Source organism: Leclercia sp. M-A074-M, from assembly GCF_965195605.1.
GTDB lineage: Bacteria > Pseudomonadota > Gammaproteobacteria > Enterobacterales > Enterobacteriaceae > Enterobacter.
This window is the reverse complement of the sequence record NZ_CBDAHM010000036.1, coordinates 1-611: the sequence shown is the minus strand read 5'-3', so window position 1 is coordinate 611 and position 611 is coordinate 1. Positions and strand designations below refer to the sequence as shown.

Below are 611 nucleotides of genomic sequence, written 5' to 3'. Positions count from 1 at the left end.
TTATCCGTTTCAGTTTGCCATGATCGCATTCAATCACGTTGTTCCGGTACTTAATCTGTCGGTGTTCAACGTCAGACGGGCACCGGCCTTCGCGTTTGAGCAGAGCAAGCGCGCGACCATAGGCGGGCGCTTTATCCGTGTTGATGAATCGNGGGATCTGCCACTTCTTCACGTTGTTGAGGATTTTACCCAGAAACCGGTATGCAGCTTTGCTGTTACGACGGGAGGAGAGATAAAAATCGACAGTGCGGCCCCGGCTGTCGACGGCCCGGTACAGATACGCCCAGCGGCCATTGACCTTCACGTAGGTTTCATCCATGTGCCACGGGCAAAGATCGGAAGGGTTACGCCAGTACCAGCGCAGCCGTTTTTCCATTTCAGGCGCATAACGCTGAACCCAGCGGTAAATCGTGGAGTGATCGACATTCACTCCGCGTTCAGCCAGCATCTCCTGCAGCTCACGGTAACTGATGCCGTATTTGCAGTACCAGCGTACGGCCCACAGAATGATGTCACGCTGAAAATGCCGGCCTTTGAATGGGTTCATGTGCAGCTCCATCAGCAAAAGGGGATGATAAGTTTATCACCACCGACTATTTGCAACAGTGCCC

Annotated in this window: 2 pseudogenes; both read right to left on the bottom strand. The window is 53.4% G+C overall.

The annotated features are described in order from the left end of the window. Window positions 1–151 (bottom strand): annotated as a pseudogene (locus ACOKCT_RS22960) (DDE-type integrase/transposase/recombinase); the annotation flags it as partial. 1 nt (window position 152) lies between these two features. Next, window positions 153–547 (bottom strand): annotated as a pseudogene (locus ACOKCT_RS22955) (IS6-like element IS26 family transposase); the annotation flags it as partial. Window positions 548–611: the final 64 nt, after the last annotated feature.